The 20,891-nt window shown below is 72.7% G+C and carries 13 protein-coding genes; 10 read left to right on the top strand and 3 right to left on the bottom strand.

Annotated features, from left to right (window positions below):
* Positions 1-258: 258 nt before the first annotated feature.
* Genes ABD785_RS22775 through ABD785_RS22795 form a run of 5 tightly spaced genes read left to right on the top strand, consistent with a single transcriptional unit; the run spans position 259 to position 12,545 of the window.
* Positions 259-1,131 carry a DUF4132 domain-containing protein gene (locus ABD785_RS22775; protein WP_344831669.1) on the top strand — a complete coding sequence of 291 codons (873 nt, stop codon included), beginning with the start codon at positions 259-261 and terminating at the stop codon, positions 1,129-1,131.
* On the top strand, positions 1,128-6,020 hold the full coding sequence (locus ABD785_RS22780) for a DNA-binding protein (protein WP_344831672.1): 4,893 nt from the start codon (positions 1,128-1,130) through the stop codon (positions 6,018-6,020). Before ABD785_RS22775 ends, ABD785_RS22780 begins: the two co-directional genes overlap by 4 nt.
* Before the next feature lie 35 nt (positions 6,021-6,055).
* Positions 6,056-7,204 carry an ATP-binding protein gene (locus ABD785_RS22785; RefSeq protein ID WP_344831673.1) on the top strand — a complete coding sequence of 383 codons (1,149 nt, stop codon included), beginning with the start codon at positions 6,056-6,058 and terminating at the stop codon, positions 7,202-7,204.
* Positions 7,201-10,689 (top strand): vWA domain-containing protein, encoded by a 3,489-nt coding sequence (locus ABD785_RS22790; protein ID WP_344831675.1) that lies wholly within the window; start codon positions 7,201-7,203, stop codon positions 10,687-10,689. The genes ABD785_RS22785 and ABD785_RS22790 overlap by 4 nt, the downstream gene beginning before the upstream one ends.
* Complete coding sequence (locus ABD785_RS22795; RefSeq protein ID WP_344831677.1) at positions 10,686-12,545, top strand: hypothetical protein; 1,860 nt, start codon at positions 10,686-10,688, stop codon at positions 12,543-12,545. The genes ABD785_RS22790 and ABD785_RS22795 overlap by 4 nt, the downstream gene beginning before the upstream one ends.
* A gap of 54 nt (positions 12,546-12,599) precedes the next feature.
* Here ABD785_RS22795 and ABD785_RS22800 read toward each other — a convergent pair whose 3' ends face one another.
* Positions 12,600-12,833 carry a hypothetical protein gene (locus tag ABD785_RS22800; RefSeq protein ID WP_344831679.1) on the bottom strand — a complete coding sequence of 78 codons (234 nt, stop codon included), beginning with the start codon at positions 12,831-12,833 and terminating at the stop codon, positions 12,600-12,602.
* Positions 12,834-13,559: 726 nt separating this feature from the next.
* On the opposite strand from ABD785_RS22800, the gene ABD785_RS22805 reads away from it, so the two are divergent.
* A complete protein-coding gene (locus ABD785_RS22805; protein WP_344831680.1) occupies positions 13,560-14,516 on the top strand; it encodes a chaplin family protein in 957 nt (318 codons plus the stop codon).
* Positions 14,517-14,599: 83 nt separating this feature from the next.
* Here ABD785_RS22805 and ABD785_RS22810 read toward each other — a convergent pair whose 3' ends face one another.
* Positions 14,600-14,857: a hypothetical protein gene (locus ABD785_RS22810; RefSeq protein ID WP_344831683.1), complete on the bottom strand. Its 258-nt coding sequence runs from the start codon at positions 14,855-14,857 to the stop codon at positions 14,600-14,602.
* Here ABD785_RS22810 and ABD785_RS22815 point away from each other — a divergent pair.
* On the top strand, positions 14,856-15,287 hold the full coding sequence (locus tag ABD785_RS22815) for a sortase (protein ID WP_344831685.1): 432 nt from the start codon (positions 14,856-14,858) through the stop codon (positions 15,285-15,287). The genes ABD785_RS22810 and ABD785_RS22815 overlap by 2 nt on opposite strands.
* A 471-nt stretch (positions 15,288-15,758) precedes the next feature.
* Here ABD785_RS22815 and ABD785_RS22820 read toward each other — a convergent pair whose 3' ends face one another.
* The gene (locus ABD785_RS22820; protein WP_344831687.1) at positions 15,759-15,998 is read right to left on the bottom strand and encodes a hypothetical protein; all 240 of its coding nucleotides are present in this window, start codon (positions 15,996-15,998) and stop codon (positions 15,759-15,761) included.
* 461 nt (positions 15,999-16,459) lie between these two features.
* Here ABD785_RS22820 and ABD785_RS22825 point away from each other — a divergent pair, with 461 nt between their 5' ends.
* Genes ABD785_RS22825 through murJ form a run of 3 tightly spaced genes read left to right on the top strand, consistent with a single transcriptional unit; the run spans position 16,460 to position 20,884 of the window.
* A complete protein-coding gene (locus ABD785_RS22825) occupies positions 16,460-17,914 on the top strand; it encodes a sugar transferase (RefSeq protein ID WP_344831689.1) in 1,455 nt (484 codons plus the stop codon).
* Positions 17,915-17,948: 34 nt separating this feature from the next.
* On the top strand, positions 17,949-19,379 hold the full coding sequence (locus ABD785_RS22830; protein WP_344831691.1) for an O-antigen ligase family protein: 1,431 nt from the start codon (positions 17,949-17,951) through the stop codon (positions 19,377-19,379).
* Complete coding sequence (gene murJ / locus ABD785_RS22835) at positions 19,376-20,884, top strand: murein biosynthesis integral membrane protein MurJ (protein WP_344831692.1); 1,509 nt, start codon at positions 19,376-19,378, stop codon at positions 20,882-20,884. Before ABD785_RS22830 ends, murJ begins: the two co-directional genes overlap by 4 nt.
* The last annotated feature ends 7 nt before the right edge of the window (positions 20,885-20,891 follow it).

The raw sequence follows: 20,891 nt of genomic DNA on the forward strand, positions 1-20,891 counted from the left end.
GCCGGTACCCCACGCCGAGCCGGCCGCCTTTCCGGTGGCCGGCTCTCCGGCGTCCGGGCCCGTCCGCTGACATATCGAGCCGTTGCATTTGTTCCGGCCCGGATTGTCGGTGATGCCCGCTAGGTTCTGATCACTGCCGGAGCGGGATGGTGGATTTCCCGGTCTCCTCCGGTTTCCAGAGCACCCTCGCGCCGCGATTCTCTGCGCGGGTCGATGACTACGGAGAGTGACTGTGACTCCAGGTGAGAGGCGGGTTCCGTGGGCTGGTTGAAGGCGGGCGACGGCCATGAGGTCGCCCTGGTGGACGGGCGGGTGGCCGTGCGGGCCACGTCGGGACGGGCGGCGGGGCGGCAGCTGAAGACGCTGCCGAAGGCCCTGCGGGAGCACCCCGAGGTGGATCGGCTGCGGCGGCTGAGCGAGTGGCTGGACCGGCACTCCGCGTCCTGCGTGGCGCAGGTCGACGCGTGGATGGTGTCGTCGCTGCCCGTTCCGACCGGGCTGCTGGGCCGGGTCTGGCCCGACGAGGCCTGGCGGTCGGCGCTGCGCGACATCGCCGTGGTCGGCGACGACCCCGACGAGGTGGGCTTCCTGCGGGACGCGACCGAGTCCGGCGAACTGCGCGTGGTGAACCTGGACGGCGAGACCGTCCGGCTCTCCCCGAGCACGGTGCGGCTGCCGCATCCGGTGCTGCTCCCCGACCTGGAGGACCTGCGGGAGTTCGCCGCCGAGCTGGGGCTGACCCAGCGGGTCGAGCAGATCTACCGGGCCACCTGGCGCAAGCCGGACGTCGAGGAGCTCGCCCAGGCGGCCACCTCCGTGCGGGATTTCAGCGGCGGCAGGTTCTCCTCGCGGTTCGGGCTGGCGGCACGGGCGAGCTCCCTCGGCTACCGGGTCTCCGGCGGTTACGCCACCAGCCAGATCCGGGACGGCGGGCGCTCCACCGAGGCGGCCGTCTGGATCGGCGAGCCGTACTGGGACGGAGAGACCGAGACCGGCGCCCTGACCTGGCACGACCAGGACGGGCGGGCGCTGGCGCTGCGGGAGGTCGGGCCGGTGGCCTGGTCGGAGGGAATGCGGATGGCCGCTGCGCTGCACGCGGGCCGTGTGATGGAGGAGGACAAGACCTCATGAGCGAGCCGATCGTGAACACCGAGGCCGCGGACCTGCTGGCCGCGGGCGCCGTGCTGCTCCCCGGCACCGAGGGAGCGGGGGAGCGGGCCGTGCCCCTGACGGCCCGCGCCTACCGGCACCCCGGCCTCGACGACCGGACGGTCGTCCGGCTGGTGGCCGCCGAGCTGGGCGCCGCCGAGGATCTGGCCGCCGGCTTCCTCGGGCTGGAGCTCGCCGGGGACCCCGAAGTGGTCGGGCTCGGGCTGCGGGCCTCGCTCGGCTTCCCCGAATGGGTGCTCGTGCACCACCCGGAGGACGGCCACCACGCGCTGGCCGTCGTCCCGGAGCTGGAGCGCACGGCGAAGCGGACCGAGTCCAAGCCGAAGGCCGCCCTGGACGCCTACCTGGAGCTGGCCGCACAGCTCGCCGCCGCGGTCCCGCACTTCCTCCCGACGTTCTTCGAGCAGGCGGGCCGCGATTTCCTGGCGGCCGACAACACCACCTACGCGGCGCAGATGTTCACCCGTGCCCGCAACGCCGAGGCGGAGCACGGCCTGGCCATCGACGAGATGCGCCTCGACGCCGTGTTCCTGGAGTTCGCGCTGGCCGGCGCCCTTCCGGTGAAGGTCCTGTCCGGCTACGCCAGGGAGCTCGCCGCCCGGGTGCCCGCCGGCGAGGCCCTGCGCCGCTTCACCCGGCTCTGCGTCCGCCGCACCTCGGGCGGCCTGCCGCCGTCGGCCCAGATGACCAACGATCTGCGACGCCTGGCGCGCGGAGCCGGTCAGGACGCCGCGGCGGTCGAGCTCGACTACATCGCCGAGGTGCTCTCGCTTCCGGCGACCCCGCGCGCGGCCATGGGCTGGTGGAAGGCCCACCAGGGCGCCATCATGACCCTGGCCCGGCAGCGCCCGGAGACGCGCGGAACCCTGCTGAACCTGACGCCCGCCGCCGACGACGGCGAGCTTCCGAGCCTCTGGCTGGGGATCCTGGAGGAGTCCGGAGCCACCGTCGCGCTCTGTGACCCTTCGGCCGTCCCGGAGGAGAGCAGGCCGCAGGACGGCACCGTCGGCTGGTTCGAGCGCTTCACGGCCTTCTGGTGCTCGGGATGGCGGCGGCGCGAGCGTCCGCCCGGCCTGAACGCGCTGGTCGAGCGGATGGCGGACCGGCTGCGGGCCGAGATCGCCGACCGTGGGACGCCGCTGGCGGTTCCGGAGGACGTCGACCTCCTCGATCTGCTGCTGGCGCTGGGCGTCCCGGTGACCGAACCGGGCAGGCACGACGCGCTGGCGCTGGCGCGGTGGGCCGAAGGCGAGAACCGCCGGGACCTGACGGCGATCGAGGCCGACCCCCGGTTCCGCCCCGCCTTCCTGCGAGGGATCGGCCAGTTCTCCAACGGCAGGGACGGTCTCGCCGGGCTCCGGCTGCTGGCCGCCTCGACCGGCGGATGTCCGATGCTCGCCGAGTGGATGCGCGAGGTCGCCCGCCGGTCGACCGCCGTGGGCCTGCCGGACCTGCCCGAGGCCCTGGAGCGGCTCGGCTGGCTGCCCGGCGAGGTCCTGGCCCTGGCGGAGGACGCCGTCCGTGAGGCCGCCACCTCCGATCTCGCCGGAATCCTCGCCCGGACGCTCCAGGCGGGAATCTTCGACGAGCTGGCCTGGCCGGCCTGGGAGGAGGCCGCGGCCGGGCTCGTCGGCGCCGCCGACGTCGACGACCTGCTCATCGCCGACGCCTGGCCGCATCTGATCGTCGCCGGGGCGGGCCAGGCCCGGGTCATCGGCGCCGAGGGCACCGTGCTCACCCACGACCTGCGCATCCCCGCCGCCGACGACTCGGGGTCCCGCGGCTTCCACTACGTGGACGGCTCGCTGCTCGTCTACTGGGGATCCCGGCAGTCCGGCGGGCTCCGCGGCTACTGGCACACCTCCGCCGACCGGCAGGAGACCATGGACGCGCCCGGGTCCAGGACCGGCCGCATGTACTGGTACCAGGGACATGACCAGGCCACCCTGCCCGTCCCCGGAGGGGGCCGCACCACCGGAGCCGGAGTGCTGCACCGCGGCGACACCGTCGTTCCGGGGGAGCGGGCGGTCGTCACCGACGGAACGTCGTACTGGGTCTGGGCCCAGGACGAGACGGATCCGAACACCGTCGGATGGCACGAGCACGACCCGGTGAGCGGGCGGCAGGGCCGCAGGGGAATGCCCGCCTTCTTCGCCGACGCCACCCGCGACGCCCCCGAGGGGAGCACCTTCCTCAGCGGGCGGCTGCTGCCCGCCTCCGGCGCGGAGGCGACCCCGGCGGGCACCCCGGTGAACGGGCTGCTCGGCTGGCGGCTCGTCCAGCTTCCCGACGGTTCCGTGCGCGGCGAGGACCTGGCCGGTCACACCGTCACCCTGCGGGAGCTCCAGCCGTCCAGCCTGCTGTTCGTGCCCGGCGACGACCGGCCGCGGTCCGTCGTCCACGGCGGCTACCGGGTCCGGCTGGTCGACCCCGACGGTGTCGTCACCTCCGTGGTGAAGAGCGACATGGCGCCGGGCCGCTTCGCCGCGGGCACGCCGATCCTGCCGCCGGTGTCCTTCTGGCACTGCCTGCGCCCGCGCGATCCGCAGGGTTCCGCCGCCCTGCGAAGGATCGACCCGGCCACGGCGGAGGCGCTGCTCAAGGCCGCCGCCCACCCGGACGACGACCTGCCCGCCACCGTGGGCACCCTGCTGCCGGAGGTCGGGCACCAGGCCCTGCTGGCCGGGATCGCCGAGATCGTCCGGTATGCCGCGGAGCAGCAGAAGCTGCTGGACTCGGTGGCCGAGCGGCTGGAGCGGGAACTCGCGGGAGGCGTGCCGCAGAGCAAGCCCGCGGGCCCCTCGGACGACCTGCTCCAGAAGGCGCTCAACGGGCTGGGCATCACGGGCTCCTGGTACGGAAACGACGACGGGACCTCCGTCTTCGAGGGGCTGCGGGCCCTCGACCAGGCGGTCGCCGCCGGTCCCCGGGCCGAGGAGGGCGGGCCGGGCGTTCATCTGGACGGTCTCCCGTTCCCCGCGGTCCGGCTGGACCTGGTCGCCATGCTCGACGGCTGCGCGGCGGTGTCCGTCCGGGCGGCGTCCCCCTTCACCGGCCCCGAGCAGCGGGCGGCGCTCGGCGAGCTGCTGCGCTCCTTCGACGCCCTGGGCCCGGTCACCGCCGAGGACCGGCCGTCCCGCTGGCGCCGGGTCGGGCTCCACCTCGACGAGACGGTGCTCACCGACGCCGCAGGGAAGCGGCGCGACGGCCACTGGCACGGGCTCCTCCCCCTGGACGGCGGCGCCTTCCTGGCCGTACTGGACGTCAGGGGCTCGAGTCCCGGCTTCGAGTTCACCGCGCTGCACCACGACCCTGAGGGCCGGTTCGAGGTGCCCGCCCCCTACACCGAGCGCTCCTCGAGGCCGGTCGGCGAACGGCGGAACACCGGCTGGCTGGCCGCGTTCCTGGCCGGATGGGAGGCGTCCGGTCCCGTGTCGTGGCGTCCCGAGGCCGCGGAGGAGTTCGCCCGGCTCACCGGGGTGACCGAGACCATGGCCAAGCTGATCGTCGCCGGTCTGCCGTGCGTCGACAGCGGCGAGCGGAACTTCCTGACGCCCGAGATCCGGGCCGTCCTCGGGATCAAGGCGGCCGACGCTGCCGTCGCCAGGGACGAGCTCCGCCGGGTCGACGGCAGGGTGCGGCGGTCCGTGGTCGGGGCGCTGCTGCCCGCCGACCCGGCCCGCTGGTGGACCGAAGGGCCCGATGTCGCCGCCGCGGCCGAGGCGTGGAACCGCGAGGTCGGCCGGCGGACCGCGGTGCCCGAGGCGCTGCTGGCGGAGACGGTCCGGGCGGTGCGGACCGACGGGGACGCGGCCACCTCGCTGCGCGCCCTGCTCGACCCGGCCGGGGAGCCGGGGCTGAGCCGCGACCTGGTGTGGGTGGTGCGCGGCGACCGGGTGGTCCCCGAGGACCAGAACGCCGTCGGCTTCACCGCGGGGACGCTCATCGGCACCGTCGCGCTGACGGCCTGGCTCGCCCACCGGCTCCCGGCCGGCGACCCGATCAGGGCCGCGCTGCCCGCCGCCCTGGCCGCCGTCCGCGAGCGGCTGGCCGCTCCCGGGCTGGTGCTGGACCTCGACAGGTTCGTCGGCCTGACGGCCTTCCGCAAGGTGGCCGGAGCGCCCACCGAGATCGGCGAGGGCTTCGAACGCTACGGCGCGGTCATCATGGCCACCGCCGACGACCAGCCCTCGCCGGGGATCCGCACGGCGCTGCTGGACGCCGCCGGGGCCGATCCCTACCTGCCCGCGCTGCGCGGCGACTCCGCCCAGCCGTTCCCGGCGGAGATGGCCCTGCGCATCGCCCTGGACCAGAGGTTCGCCGCGCTGCTCGCCGACCCGGGCGACCCGGTCGCGGGAGACCGGGCCGCCGACGGCACCTGGTGGCCGCAGGACCCCTCCCGGTCGGTTCCCGAGCTGGTCGCCGAGACGGCGGCCCGGTACGGGATCGGCGCGGACGCCGCCACCGTCTACCTGATCCTGCTCGCCATGCCCGACCCCACCGATCGCACCACCTCCCGGTGGACCGGCTGGAAGCCGGCCAGGCTCAAGGCGGCCAGGACCGAGCTGGCGGCCACGGACCTCGTGGTCGAGGCCAAGCGCAGCCGCGCCGGGCGGACGCTGTTCCTGCCCTGCGGCTGGACCGACTCCCGGTCGCCGCGGCTGCCGATGGAGGCCTGGAAGCTCCCGATGTACGACCTGCTCGTCGGGGAGGGCACCGGAGCACCGCTGAGCGTGGCGGTGCCGGCTGAACCCGTCGCGGACCTGTACCGCAGGGCCTGCCTGCGGATCGCCGACGGCGATGTGCCGCGCTTCGCCGAGCTCAAGGTCCGCCGCGGCCGCCGCCGCTGACCCCCGTCCGAGAAACCCAGAGAGAGGAAGACCCGATGACCTCCATCGCTGAGGCCCCGGCCCGGCAGGTGCTGCCGGCCGAGGACCGCTACGCCGCCGAACTCGCCTTCCTGGCCGCCTACGACGACGGCCCCAGGCCGCCGGGCTGGAAGCTGACCCCGCGCGCCGTCACCACGTTCATCTGCGGAGCCGCCGAGCCGCTGCGGCTGGCCCGGAGCCATGAGTCGCTGCCCGACCGGATGGAGGTGGCGCCCAAGTTCGTCGGGGAACGCGCCCTCGTCGAGAGATGCGTCGTCACCCTGGCGGGCCAGCGCGGGCTGCTGCTGGTCGGCGAGCCCGGCACGGCCAAGTCGCTGCTCTCGGAACTGCTGTCCACGGCCGTCTGCGGGACCAGCGAACTGACCGTGCAGGGCACCGCGGGCACCACCGAGGACGCCTTCCGCTACGGCTGGAACTACGCGCTGCTGCTCGCCCAGGGCCCCACCCCGCAGGCGCTGGTCGCCTCCCCGGTGCTCACCGCGATGCGCGCCGGGCGGGTGGCCAGGGTCGAGGAGATCACCCGCTGCCTGCCCGAGGTCCAGGACTCGCTGGTCTCGATCCTGTCCGACCGGCGGATCAGCGTGCCCGAACTCGCCGGAACCCCGGACGCCACGATCCCCGCCAGGCCCGGATTCACGGTGATCGCCACAGCCAACCTGCGGGACCGGGGCGTCTCGGAGATGTCGGCGGCGCTCAAGCGGCGGTTCAACTTCGAGACGGTGGAGCCCATCTCCGACGCCGACGCCGAGACGGCCCTGGTCCGCAGCCAGGCCACGGCCGCAGTCCACGACGCCGGAGCGTCCTTCGGCGTGGACGACGCGGTGCTGGAGGCACTGGTCACGGTCTTCCGTGATCTGCGTTCCGGGCGGTCCGCCGAGGGCTGGGACGTGGAGCGTCCGGGAACGGTGATGTCCACGGCGGAGGCCGTCCAGGTCGCCGCCTCGCTCGGGGTGGCCAAGGCCTACCTGAGCGACGGCGACGCCCTCGACCTCGTGCCCGGGCATCTGCTGGGCGTCGTGCGCAAGGACGACCCGTCCGACCACGCCCGGCTGCTCGGCTACTGGGACGGGCCGGTGCGCAGGCGGGCGGAGGACGGCTCGGCGATGTGGCGGCGGCTCTGGGATCTCCGGGAGGACCTGCGTTGACCGTCACCGCTGACTCGCGCGCCCTCGACCCGCGCACCGCCGTCGACGGCCTCGCCGAGGGCGTGCAGCCGTTCCTGGTCGGTGTCCGGCACCACAGCCCCGCCCTGGCCGTCGTCGTTCCCGCGCTGCTGGACGCCGCCCGCGCCGAGGTGGTGTGCGTCGAGCTTCCCGTGGACTTCCAGCGGTGGCTGCCCCACCTCGCGGACGAGGGCACCGTCGCACCGGTCGCGCTGGCCGGGGTGGGAGCCGACGAGCGGCTCGGGTTCTATCCGTTCGCCGACTTCTCGCCGGAGCTGGCCGCGGTCCGCTGGGCCCGCGAGCGCGGCGTCCAGGTGCTCTGCTGCGATCTTCCGCTGGGCGATCCCGGCTGGTCGGCGGGGTCGGCTCCGGCCGTCGACGGGGGAGTGGACTCGGTCGCCTTCGCCGAGGCGCTCGCCGCGTCCGGCACCGGGCGCGACGGTGACGACCTGTGGGACAGGGCCGTCGAGGTGCTGGCTCCTGGCTGCGCGCCCGAGGCCGTCCGCAGGGCCGCCCTCGGCGTCGGCTGGGCGCTGAGACAGGACGCCGAGGCCGGGACCGGGGTCGCGCCCGTGGATCTGGCCCGCGAGGCGTACATGCGCCGGGTCATCGGACGGGCCGCGTCCGGGGGGCGGCGCGTGGCGGCCGTCATCGGGGCGTTCCATGCCCCGGCCCTGGCGGCGACGCCGAGCACGTCAGGAGAGGGCGAGGAGGGCGGGGAACGGACCACCTCGCTGGTTCCGTACACGTTCGACCTGCTGGACTCGCGGTCGGGCTATCCGGCGGGGATCCGTGATCCGCGCTGGCAGCAGGCCGTCCTGGAGTCCGGCGGGGACCCCGGCCGGGTCGAAGAGGCGGCGGCACGGGCGATCACCGGCGTCTGCCGGGCGCTGCGGGCCGCCGGGCACACCGCGGGGACCGGCGAGGCGAGCGAGGCCCTCCGGCTCGCCGGTGACCTGGCCCGGCTCCGCGGCCTGCCCGCGCCGGGCCGGGGCGAGCTGGTCGAGGCGGTGACGACGGTCCTCGGGCAGGGCGAGCCCCTGGGCCGCGGACGGGCGCTGGCCAGGGCGCTGGAGACCGTGCTGGTCGGCACCGAGCGCGGCCGGGTGGCCCCCGGCACCCCCCGTTCCGGGCTGGGGCCGTCGGTGGAGGGGGAGCTCGCGGCCCTGCGCCTGCCCTGCCCCGACGCGCCCGAGCCCCGGGAGGTGCGGCTCGATCCGCTCAGGTCCGACCTGGACCGGCGCCGCGAGATCCTGCTGCGGCGGCTCGCGGTGTGCGGGGTCGGCTACGGCGAGACCGTGCAGGTCAGCGGGGTCGGCGACGGGTCCGCGCTCTCCACGAAGTGGCGCCTTGCCTGGACCCCCGCGGTGCCGGTGCGGCTCGACCTGGCCGGGGTGCGGGGCGTCACGGCGGCCCAGGCCGCGGCCGGAACGCTCGGTGAGACCTTCCGCAGGGAGGCCGCGGACGGCGGCTCCACCTGCGCGCAGATCCTGACCGGGCTCGGCGCCGCCGCCCACTGCGACCTGACCGCCCTGGTCGCGGACAGGCTCGCGGCCGCCGCCGACACCCTCCCCGCCACCGGAACCCTCCCCGAGCTGATCGAGGGGCTCGACCTGCTCGAAGCGCTGCTCAGGGGGCATCTGCCGGGCACGACCCCGGAGATCCTGCGGGACGCGTCCGGGCTGACGGAGACCCTGCTGGAGGCGGCCGTCAGGACGCTGCCCGGACTGGCCGGAAGCGACCGGCCCGAGGACGCCGTCGCGCTCGTCGACTTCGCCGCCCGGGCCGCCGAACACCATCTCGGCCTGCGGATGGGCGCGGAACTCGACAGCCTGGCGCGGGTCGGCTCCCCGATGGTGCAGGGCGTCGCGCTGGCCGTCCGGGTGCTGCTCGACCTGGACGACTCCCAGACGCTCGGCGTCCGCGTCGCGGCCTGGATCGACAACGCCACCGGACCCGACGGGCGCCGCCGCCTGTCCCGCCGGCTCGGCGGCCTGCTCGTCGCGGCGGGACCGCTGCTGCAGAGCGCTCCGGCCGCCCTCGACCCGATGATCGACCGCATCGACGGCCTGCCCGACCAGCAGTTCCTGGACCGCCTGCCCGCGTTGCGCGGAGGCTTCGACGCCCTCGCGCCCGCCGCCCGCGGCCGTCTGCTGGAGACGGTCACCGAACGCGTCGGCGACCGGATCGACCTGTCCCTCGACGCCCCCGCCGAGCTGCTCGCCCTGTGGGCCGCCGCCGACGCGGAGGCCCTTTCGGTGCTCGACACGCTCTGGCCGCAGGACGGAGCACAGGCCGGGGAGCCGGTCGCCGCCCCGGCCCGGAGCCGTGACACCGCGGGCGGCGCCGACCGGCGGCTCAGCACCACCGACCGGTGGCGGCTGCTGCTCGGCCGGGAGACCGACCGGGTCTCCGGCGGCGCCCGCCGCCACGCCCACGCCCTCGACGAGCTGTACGGCGCGGGAAAGGGCGAGGGCGCGGGCGACTTCGCCGCCGAGACGGGCGCGGGACAGGAGGCGTCCTTCCCCACCGCCCGCGAGTGGGCGGAAGAACTCGACGCCCTGTTCGGCGCGGAGGTCCGGGAGGAGGTCCTGGCCCAGGCCGTCGACGCCGGCCGCACGGACGTGCTCGCCGAGCTCGATCCCGGGTCCGTGCGCCCGTCGGTCGAGCTGCTGACGTCCGTGCTCTCCCTGGCGGGCGGCATGCCCGAGCAGCAGCTCGCCCGGCTGCGCCCGCTGGTGCGCCGGCTCGTGGACGAGCTCGCCAGGGAACTCGCCACGCGGATGCGTCCCGCGCTGACCGGCCTCGCGACGCCGCGCCCCACCCGGCGCCCCGGCGGACGGCTGGACCTGCCCCGGACGCTGCGCGCCAACCTCGCCCACACCCACCGGCTCGACGACGGCCGGACCGTCGTGCTGCCGGAACGCCCGGTGTTCAGCACGCGGTCGCGCCGGGAGGCCGACTGGCGGCTGATCCTCGTCGTGGACGTCTCCGGCTCGATGGAGGCGTCCGTCATCTGGTCGGCCCTCACGGCCGCCGTGCTGGGCGGGGTGCCCACCCTGTCCACCCACTTCCTCGCGTTCTCCACCCAGGTGATCGATCTGACCGACCGGGTGACGGATCCGCTGTCACTGCTGCTGGAGGTGCAGGTCGGCGGCGGTACCCACATCGCGGCCGGGCTCGCCCACGCGCGGTCGCTGATGACCGTCCCGAGCCGGACCCTGATCACGGTGGTCAGCGACTTCGAGGAGGGCTATCCGCTGGGCGGCCTGCTCGGCGAGGTCCGGGCGCTCGCCGCGTCGGGGGCCCACCTGATGGGCTGCGCGGCCCTGGACGACACCGGGAACCCGCGCTACTCCGAGCCCGTGGCCCGGCAGCTCGTCGCCGCCGGGATGCCGGTGGCGGCCCTCAGCCCGCTCGCGCTGGCCCGCTGGGTCGGCGACCGCCTCCGTGGGGAGACCCGATGACCTCTGACGCCCTGAGCCCGTTCCCGCCGGCCGTACCGGACGTGGTCGCCTCCGCCGTGGAGGGCCTCACCTCCCGGCTGCGCAAGAAGCTGGACGCGGCCGCCGAGCAGTACAGGACGGTTCCCGTCACCCGGCGGGAGGACGCGGTGGAGATCCTCTGCGGCGAGGACGCCACCGTGACCCTGGCCCCGGGACCGTCCGGCGCGATCACCGATCCCGGGCAGGCGACCTGCACCTGCCTGCTCGCGCCCCGCTGCCTGCACCGTGCGGCCGTCCTGGTGGCCTGCCCGGTCGCCGACGCCGTTCCCGAGGCGCAGGCCCCGGCGGAACCGCAGTCCTCCGCGGTGACGGTGCCCGGCGACACGGCCGAGGAGGAGCCGGTGGCCGTCACGGCCGCCCAGGTCGCGGCGGCGGCCGCACTGTGGACGGCCGCCGCTTCCGCGCTGGCCGCGGGAATCCCGGCGGCGGGCGCGGTCCCGCAGGCCGAACTGCTCCGCGCCGCCCACACCGCCCGGCTGGCGGGCCTCTTCCGTGCGGAGGCGGCCGCCCTGCGCGTCGTCCGCGGCCTGCGCTCCGCCCGTTCCCGCAGCGACGGCCACCGTCTGGCCGACCTGACCGCCGACCTGCGCGAGCTCCTCCTGACCGCGGGCCTGCTGGCGGCGGCCCGTCCCGACCCGGCGCTGATCGGCACCGCCCGCCGCGCCTACGAGCCCGGGAGCGCCCTGCGCGTCCAGGGGATCTGCCGCGAGCCGGTGATCAGCGCGACGGGGTACGCGGGCGTGGTCACCCATCTCCTGGCCGAGGACGGCCGCTGGTTCACGATCGCCGACGTCAAGCCCGGCGGTCCCGCCCGGGCCCGGGGGGCGGCCGCCGCCCCGGTGACCATCGGTGGCGCCACCCTGGACCACGCAGGCCTGTCCCGCGGCGGCCTGATGATCGCCGGAGCGACGATCTCCCCCGACGGCCGCCTGGGCTCGGGCAAGGGCGTCCGGGCGACCCCGATCCCCGGCACGAACTGGCCCTCGGCCCTCTTCGCCCGCCCCCTGTCCGCAACCGTGACCGCCCGCCTCTCCACCGCCCCCGGCGCCGACCCCGACACCGCCACCGCCCGATCCCGCGACCTGATCGCCTGCGACCTGACGGTCATCGGCCCCTCCGGCGACCAGATCCTGACCCTGGCGGACCCCCCGGCCTCGGAGACCTCCGACCCCCTCCTGGTCCGCCTGACCCCCGCCGACCGTCATCCCGACCTGGCCCACACGGCCAACCTCCGTCAACTGGCCTCCCGTCCGGGGCTCCGCATCCGCGTGATCGCCCGGCTGGACCCCGACCGCGCCGCCACCCTGATCCCCCTGGCGGTGGCACCCGTCCCGGACGCCGAGGCCACCCTCCGCCTTCCCCCGGAATGGCGGAACCGCGCCGACCTCGGCTACGACCGCCTCCAGGGCACCCACTTCCCGCCCGTGGCCGAACTCCCCCCGCCCCCCGGAATGCCGCCCGCCCAGGACCCCCTCTCCACCTCACCCCTCTGGCGCGCCCGCCGCCTGATCGAACTGGCGGTCGCCGGCGGCCGCCGCGCGGTGGCCGAACCCGCCCGAGCCGCCGACCCCCACACCACCGCCCACCTCCTCCACCGGGCGGGTTTCCGCACCGCCGCCGCCCTCACCACCACCCTCACCACCGAGGCGAACCGCCGCACCCGGGACCCCTTCGGCCGCCTCAACGACCCCGATCCCACCCCCTTCGCCCGCGCCTGGCTGTCCGCGGCCCTCCACCTCGCCACGACCGAACAGTCCCTCATCCGCACCACCTGGGGCCCCTGCCCCGCAGGCCCCGTACGGGAACCGGCCCCGTAAACACGAGCAGGGTGCCAGAGGTTCGACCTCTGGCACCCTGCTCGGAAAGTGGTTCTAGTCGTCGACGACCGTCGAGCCGTTGACGCAGTGGCCCTGCTCGTGGGTGACGCCGAGGACGTTGTGGATGGCGGCGCCGACGCCCACGATGTCCAGGCCGCGGCAGGTCTGGCCACCGATGACCTGCACGGTCGTGGGGTCGTCGCCCGCCATGGCGGGGGCCGAGAAGGCCAGCGCGCCGGCGCCGGCGCCGGCGGCCAGAACCGTCATCGCGATCATACGCTTGATCATGGTGTCTCCATTTTGCTTCGGGTTGAAGGGCCGCCGATGCCCCATGCGCTGGTCCGGCGGCGGTTGTCGGCAATTGGATGACAGCGGAAGTGTGATGTCAACCATTCGTGATCAGCCTGCCCAAAGATGCAATTCTCTTGTGGGGCCGTTTACTCGTGGTCGATTACCTGGCCTCTGGCGGTTTTGGCCGAGTGGTATCGACCAAAAGGCAAAGATGGCGGAAGAAGTCTGTTTCGTCCGGGGCCGGGGTAAACGCGGGCCTAGAAAGTAAACGGCCAGCCAGTAATGGGCATCCATTTCCATTCTCCCTCCCGGGGGCCGAATCACACTTATGAACTGTGCTAGCTTCCGTTGGACGATCAGGGGCGACGCCCTGCAAGCGGCGGCCGGGACACCAGGCCGACACGTCAATCCCTGAGGTGAGAGATCCGAAATCGTCCTGAGTTCAGCTTTCCGGGAGGCGCGCTTTAAGAACGGGCACGATGAGTCGAGTTTTCATCAAGCCTGCTCTGATGAGCAGCATGGAGGCACCCGGAAGTGGCATAACTGTTGGTCTCACTCGCGGCCTGTCTGCGTCGGGCGGCCGTGAGTCCTGAGAAGGCGAGACCCATCGAGACACCTCGATGAAGGTGACGCCACAGTACGAATACTTAAGACTTTCGATCGGCCAAGATCCATCGGCTGTGCGCTGGCATCTTGGCCGCTCGACAACATCAAGGAGAAACCATGCAGAGCTGGATCAAGTTCGCAAGCCGCGCCGCCCTCGTGGCCGCTGGATTTGCCATCATGGGAGCCGGGGCGGCGAACGCCGACACGACGTCCAACGGCGCCGGCAGCATCCTGGGTGGCAATCAGCTCACGGCGCCCGTGGCCGCTCCCCTCAACGTCAGCGGCAACGCCGTTTCGGCGCTCGGCAAGTCGTCCGCCTTCTCCGTCCACGGTTCCTCGGTGAACAACTCCCGCCAGGCCTCCGACGGCGATGACATGACGACCTCCGGCAAGGGCTCGATCCTGGGTGGCAACCAGCTCTACGCCCCCATCAACATCCCGATCAACCTGTGCGGCAACGCGCTGGCGATCCTCGGCACCGCCAAGGCCGGCTGCGTCGGCGGAGCCCACGTCGTCAACGAGCGCAAGGCCAGCTGGGGCGACGACGACCACGGCATGACGACCTCCGGCAAGGGCTCGATCCTGGGCGGCAACCAGCTCAACGTGCCGGTCAACGTGCCGATCAACGTCTGCGGCAACTCCGCCGCGCTCCTCGGCACCGCCAAGGCCGGCTGCATCGGCGGAGCCCACGTCGTCAACGAGCGCAGCGACGACAAGATGAAGAGCTCCGGCAAGGGCTCGATCCTGGGCGGCAACCAGGCGAAGCTGCCGATCAACGTGCCGGTCAACCTGTGCGGCAACGCCGCCGCGGTCCTGGGCACCTCCAAGGCCGGCTGCGTCGGCAGCGCCAGCGTCACCAACGGCACCAAGCACTGGTCGCTGCCCTCGACCCAGCGTCAGGCCGTCGCGAAGAAGGCCGACCACAACCCGCTCGAGGCGGTCTCCAAGATCCTGCCCGTGCCGACCGACACCGAGGTCAACGGCGGCCAGTCCGAGTCCGACGAGGCCAACCCGATCCACAAGCTCGTCCAGGGCCTGCCGCTCATGGTCGGTGGCGGGCGCTTCCTCGGCTAGAACCACCCGGCGTTCAGCCGGTCGAAGCGGATGAGAAACACCGAGGCCTCTGCAGGAGCGGCGACGCCGTCCCCGCAGAGGCCTCAATGATCGTCGAATCCCGGGTCCTCGCCGCCTTCCCTGACGGCGGGGACCTGGGGATCGGTTGAAGGGGACGCCACGGGGGCGCCCCCTTTCTTGTTCTTCAATGATGGAGGCGGCATGAAGAAATCGATCTTTCTCCTGATGAGCGCCACGGTGGTCTCGGCATCCCTCTTCGGATCCTCGTGCTCGCGGGCGGCGGCGTCGGATCCCGGGCGGGCGGTTCCCGGCCGACCCGCGATGGTGAGCGCGCCGGTCATGATGGCGATGCTGCACATCCCCGCGCTGGGAGCGAAGAGCGAGATCGCCGTCTACGAGGGCCGGACCGAGGAGTCCCTCGATCTGGGGTCCTGGCACTACCCCGGAACCGCTTCCGCCGGGGAGCCGGGCAACTTCGTCGCCCTCGGCCACCGAACCACCCGCCCGGCGCCGTTCCACGACCTGCACCTCCTGAAGCGAGGGGACAGGATCGAGGCGGCGGATTCCGCGGGCACCTACACCTACAAGGTGGTCGAGATCCGGGTCACCTCCTCCAGCGACCGGAGGATCGTCGACCCGGGGTCCTTCGGCACGCTCCGAGGCTCTAGCGGCCGTTATCTGACGCTGGTCACCTGTCATCCGCTCGGTTCCAGCGCGAAGAGACTGGTCGTCGTCGCCGAACAGGCCGTCCCGGTTTCCGGGAAGCGATGACGCCGTCGTCTCTGGACCCTGATCTCCGCTGGGTCCGCTTACCGGAGCGAAGGCCGTCCGGAGGCGTGCCGATGGGGTGTCCGCGTTCCCGGAGGCGGGCGCCCACGTCGCCCACGAGCGACGGCGTTTCCGTGAGCCCCTTCGCCCGATGACCGGGAGATGCGGCGGAAACGGAAGGGCGAGGAGGCACGGCGGCCGGGATGGGGAGACCCGCCGCGGTTTCGAGAGGGGCGCTTCATCGGCACGACGCGCAGAAGGGCATCGGCGGCCATGGGGGAGAGCGCCGGGAAATGAAGCTGACTGTCACGGATGACATGGGCGGCCGGGCGGCGCAGCCGGACGTCCAGAGGACGACGCGACGGCGGAAATGAAAATACGGCCGCGCCGACCGAGGAGAACGGTCAGTCAGCGCAGCCGTTGATCAGCCGGGGAGGATGAGCGCGGTGCCATCCTCCCCTCGCGCGGCTGAGGTTAGTCGCGGTCGACGACCGTGGAGCCGTTGACGCAGTCGCCGCTCTCGTCGGTCACGCCGAGGATGTTGTGGATGGCAGCACCGATGCCGGCGACGTCGATGCCACGGCAGGTCTGAACGCCGATGATCTGCACGGTGCTCGGGTCGTCGTCGCCCGCCATCGCCGGGGCAGCGGCGCCGAACAGGACGCCACCGATCGCACCAGTCAGGATGCCGGTAGCAGCAAGCCGCTTCATCATTCTGAGCCTCCAGCTCACTTGGGATCGATTCAGCTCGTTCTCCGGGAGGAGATGCGAACTGCGTCAATTGATAACACGATCTGCGGAGCGCCGTCGGGGAAAGAGTCAGGATTGGCGTTCCTTGGTCAATTCATTGCTGTCGCGCTTATCCGTAGGAGTCGCAGGGCGTCCTTTCGAGCGGATGAACGGTACGCATCGCCCGAAGCGAACAAAGCCCCGGAAGACGCCCCGTGATTCACGATTACGGGCCGGCTGCGAGCAAGCTCAAGTTTGAGTTCTCACTAGATAAAGCTTCCAGCCGATCCCGGCCCCCGGTCCTCCCGTAGTGGAATGCTCGCCTCTAATCGAGAATCGGGATCGTGTGAGGGATTGAAATGGAAGCGCGGAATGAATCTTCTATGGCGCTCCGCCGGGACCGAACTCGTCGCTGATCATGGCTGGGCATGTGAGAGGACGACCAGATGGTGGCGCACGGAACGTCTGCTGGTGTGATCGTGAAGGAGGGCGCCGACTCCGCGGCTGCCGCGCCCGGCCTCGTACCTTCTCCACGCAGCGCAGTCCCGGCACCCGCTTCATCGCGAAAGCGCCGATCGGCACGCCTGGCGCGAGGCCTGTGGTCGGCCGCGGTCGATCTCACGGCCGCATCGGTTGCGGTTTGGTTCGGCACGGGAAGTCTGGAATGGGCCGCAATGGCGGCGATTCTGCTTTGTGTCGTAAATTTCGAAGCCCAATTGTACGGACGGCGAAATTATCTGACCGTGCGCAACACGGTCACGCTTTTGAGCAGGGCGGCACTCCTGGCCGCCGCATCACTGGTGATCGCGCACGAAGCGAAGACCGGCCTGCTCTCCCCGCCGGCGGGTCCGCAGATCATCGGCATGCTCACCCTGTTCGCGACGGCATCGGTGGCGGGCCGGGTGATTCTGGATCAGCATCGTTCGAGGATCACCAGCGGGACGCCCGTGGTGATCGTCGGAGCGGGACCCGTCGCGGACGCCGTCGCCTCGGCGCTGGACGCCCGTCCCGAACACGGCCTGGCTCCGATCGGCCGGCTGCGCAATCTCGACCCCACCCAGCCGGGCGTCGACGGACTTCTCGGCCGGACGGCCCGCGGCTCGGCGACGCCCTCCCCGATCCTCGACGTCGAGTCGGCCATCATCGTGCTGGAGGAGGTGACCGACGCCGAGGCCGCCGAGGCGGTCCGGGTGGCGAGAGCCCTCGGCATCGACGTGCGCGTCATCCCCTCACCGCTGGCCATGAGCGCGATCTCCCGTTCGCGGGTGCAGCACATCGGCGGCTTCGCCTGCGTCACCTTGAGCCCACCGGCCTCGCGCGGGCTCTCCCGCGCGGCGAAGCGGGCCTTCGACGTGCTGGCGGCCTCGGCCTCGATGGCCGCGGTATGGCCGCTTCTGCTCGCCTGCGCCGTGGCGGTGCGGTGGGAGGGAGGCGCGGGCGTGCTCTTCCGTCAGACGCGGGTGGGGCAGCACGGCCGGCCCTTCGTGGTGCTGAAGTTCCGCACCATGCAGCCCGCCGACGACCACGAGGCGGAGACCCGCTGGTCGATCTCGGGCGACGGCAGGATCGGCCCGGTCGGACGTTTCCTGCGCCGGACGAGCCTCGATGAGCTGCCCCAGCTGTGGAACGTGATCCGAGGCGACATGAGCCTCGTCGGCCCCCGGCCCGAACGACCGCACTTCGTGGCGCACTTCAGCGAGATCATTCCGGGCTACGACGCACGCCATCGCGTGCCGGTGGGGATCACCGGCTGGGCTCAGGTGAACGGGATGCGAGGGAACACCTCGATCGCGTTGCGCGCACGCTTCGACAACCAGTACATCGACACCTGGTCCTTCTGGTCCGACATCAAGATCATCCTTATGACGGTCAAAGAGGTCTTCTGCAGGGCGGAGAAGTGACGGACCCGCGACCGCGGCCCGCGCAGGAGGCCCGATGAATCCCGCACTCCCTTCCTCCCGATGGCGGAACCACTCCTCCGACCTGCTCGTGGTGTCCCTGTGGCGGGCCGCGCGCGAGTGCGGCCGGGCGGTCCTGCGAAGACCGATCTGGGCGATCGCCGCGGTCGTGCTCAGCGCCTGCGTCCCGGCCGGCCGGGAGAACCTGGAGGCCTCCTTCCACGTCTCCCCGGCGGATGTCTCCTCGGTGGCCGCCGTGGTCGTGGTGGGCTGGGCCGGCGTTCGGCACGGGCGGAGAATGCGCCCCGGCCCGGCCGTCTTCCTGTCCCTTCTCGTCGCCTGGGCCGGATGCGTCACGCTGGCCTCGGAGGACATCGCCACCAGCCTGCCCGGCTACATCCGGTTCGTGCAGATCTTCATCGCGATCCCCGCCGCCGTGATCGTGGCGATCGAGGATCGCCGTGATGTCGCCATCCTGTGCGGAGCGCTGGGCCTGGCGAGCTTCCTGGAAGCGGCACTGGGCATCTGGCAGACGCTGAGCCGCAACGGGGCCAGTTACGCCGGAGAGCCGGTCAGGGCGGTCGGCACCTTCGGCGCCCTCGACGTCATGGGCATGGCGACCGTCGTCGGCATCGGCTTCATCGTCACCCTCTGCTCCTTCTTCTCCGCGCGGGGAAGACGGAGAGCCGCGCTCCTCGCCGTCATCGTCGTCCAGATCGGCGCCCTGGTGTGCTCGCTGAGCCGCGGCAGCTGGATCTCCGTGGCGGCCGCGACCGTCCTGGTCTGCCTGGTCTGCTTCGGCTATCGGGCCCTGCGCATCATGATCGTCGGTGGTGCGCTGCTCGTCGTGTGCGCCTTGCCCGCCGCTGACGGAACCGGCCTGATCGCGACGCGGCTCCAGTCCATCACCGACCTCACCAGCAGCCCGGATCAGTCGGTCAGCGACCGCTACAACCTGTGGTCCACCGCCTACCGCATCTGGGTCGACCACCCGATCACGGGCACGGGGCCGAAGCAGTTCGCCGCCTTCCGGGACGCCTACGCGCCCCTGGACCTGTCGGCCGCGAGCGACACCGAAGACGCGGTCAACGGGTTCGTGCGCGAGCCTCTGCTCTCACCCCACAACCAGTACCTCCTCATCCTGTGCGAGCAGGGCATCGTCGGGGCCTCGATCTTCGCCGCCCTGATCGTGACGCTCCTGGCCCGGCTGCGGCGCCGCCTCGGCTCCGCCGGCAAGATGCCCGGCGTGATCGCGGCGGGCCTGCTCACCTGGCTGCTGGTCAACTTCGTCTACTCCGACCTCGGCGGGCCAACCTCGGTCCTGCTGGCCACCGTGCTCGGCCTCAGCGCGGCCATCGCCTCACGAGCCGACGAACGCCGGACGCCCGAGCACGATGCGGCACCTCCCGCAGGTCCCCGGCCCACGCCCTCCCTTCCCGCCTCCCCATGTCACGGAGCGACCCGATGAACGCCACCCTCCAGCGGTTCCGCCGCGACGCGATTCTGCGAGCGACGCTGCTGTCCGGCAGCTTCATCGCCGCGGGAACGGCGCTCGGGTTCCTCCGGGACCTGACGATGGCGCATCTGTTCGGGGCCAGCGGCGACACGGACGCCTTCCTGGTCGCCTGGACCATCCCCGAAACGGTCTCGCCCTTGTTGATCGAGGACGCCATGGCCCTTCTCATGGTGCCGGCCGTCACGCGAGCGGTGGCGGAGCACGGAAGCGTCCGGCCGTTGATCAGGGCCACGCTCCCGCGGCTGAGCGCGTCGCTGGTCGCGGTGATGCTGGCGACGGCGTGGCTGGCCCCCCAGATCGCCGAACTGCTGGCGCCGGGTCTTCCGCAGCACGACCTCGCGACGACCTGCATGCGTTACACCTCCGCGGCGGTCGCCTGCTTCGGCCTGGCGGGATACATGAGCGCCACGCTCCGGGCCCATGAGGACTACGGCCCTCCGTCGAGGATCTACCTCGCCTACAACATCGGCATCCTGGCGGCGATCGCCACCCTGCACTCCACGCTCGGCGTCGTGGCGGCCGCCCTGGGAGTGGCGATCGGGGGCCTCCTCATGGTCGGCGTCCAGCTGCCGAGCTTCCTCCGGCGCGTACGCGTGCCGGCCGTCACGCGGGGCGCGGTCACCTCGCTGACCCTGCTGTCGGTGGTTCCGATCGTGGCCTACACCCTGAGCCGTCAGGCCCAGGTCTTCGTCGAGCGGTTCTTCGGCTCATCACTGGCGGCGGGGTCGCTGTCCCACCTGAACTACGCCCAGAAGATCGCCCAGGTGCCGATGGTGGCCTCCCTGCTGATCGTCACCGTCACCTTCCCGAAACTGGCGCGTTCCTCGGTCGACGGCGACCACGACGGTGTGCGCCGCCGGGTGGAAGCCGACCTGCTCCTGGTGGGTGCGCTCGTGCTCAGCGCCATCGCCTTCCTGGTGGCCCTCGCGCCGACCGCGGTCGAGCTGCTGTTCGAGCACGGCAGGTTCAGCGGCCGGGACACCGCCGCCACGGCCCTGTGCCTGCGGGTCTATTCACTGGGACTGCTGGGACAGGCCATGATCGGCGTTCTGGCGCGGGCCTTCTTCGCTGATGGCGCTCGGCACTGGAAGCCCGCGGCCGGTACGGGCTGCGGGCTCATCGCCACCGCCGTCGTCGCCGCGCTGACCGTGGGTCCTTATGGCGCGATCGGCCTCGCTCTCGCCAACGCCGTGGGCATCAGCGTGGCGGCGGGACTGCTGTTCTGGTTCCTGCGGTCCTCCATCCGCGTGTCGGCGCAGCGCGTCCTGCCACGGCTGGCCGGCCTCATCCTGACCGCGGCCGGAGCGTCGGCGGCCGGTTACTTCGTCTCCCACCTGCTCCCCCCGTCGGCGCCCGCCCTGCTGGTGCTGGTCGTGGGAGCCGCGGCGGTCGCCGCCGTCTTCGGCAGCGTCACCACGATCGCCGGCCTGCACAAGACCGCCTTGGCCCGGGCCTGAACTCCGA

This window comes from Actinocorallia longicatena (assembly GCF_039534125.1).
GTDB lineage: Bacteria > Actinomycetota > Actinomycetes > Streptosporangiales > Streptosporangiaceae > Actinocorallia > Actinocorallia longicatena.